Genomic DNA, 241 nt, shown 5'->3' with positions numbered 1-241 from the left:
CGACTGCGGATTCAGCAAGGGGGATTGGTTGAAGCGGTACGCCTTCTCGAATTGGGAAGATCCGGTAGATGTTCTCGCAAAAGTCGGTTTTTCACCCAAGGACGTCGACGTTATCCTCATCACACATATGCACTTCGATCATATGGGCAATTTCGGAGCTTTTCCGAATGCCAAACTCTACATTCAACTGGATGAATATCTCGGCTGGTCCGAGGCGGTCTGTTGCGCACATCAAATGCAG

The 241-nt window shown here is 49.8% G+C and carries 1 protein-coding gene; it reads left to right on the top strand.

Annotated features, from left to right (window positions below; genetic code table 11):
• Window positions 1-241, top strand: a 241-nt coding sequence (locus RMT89_RS45135) for an MBL fold metallo-hydrolase (RefSeq protein WP_315889550.1), incomplete at both ends; no start/stop codon positions are given.

The organism is Streptomyces sp. P17 (assembly GCF_032436805.1).
GTDB lineage: Bacteria > Actinomycetota > Actinomycetes > Streptomycetales > Streptomycetaceae > Streptomyces.
The sequence above is the reverse complement of the archived record's forward strand: the minus strand, read 5'-3'. Positions and strand labels throughout refer to the sequence as shown.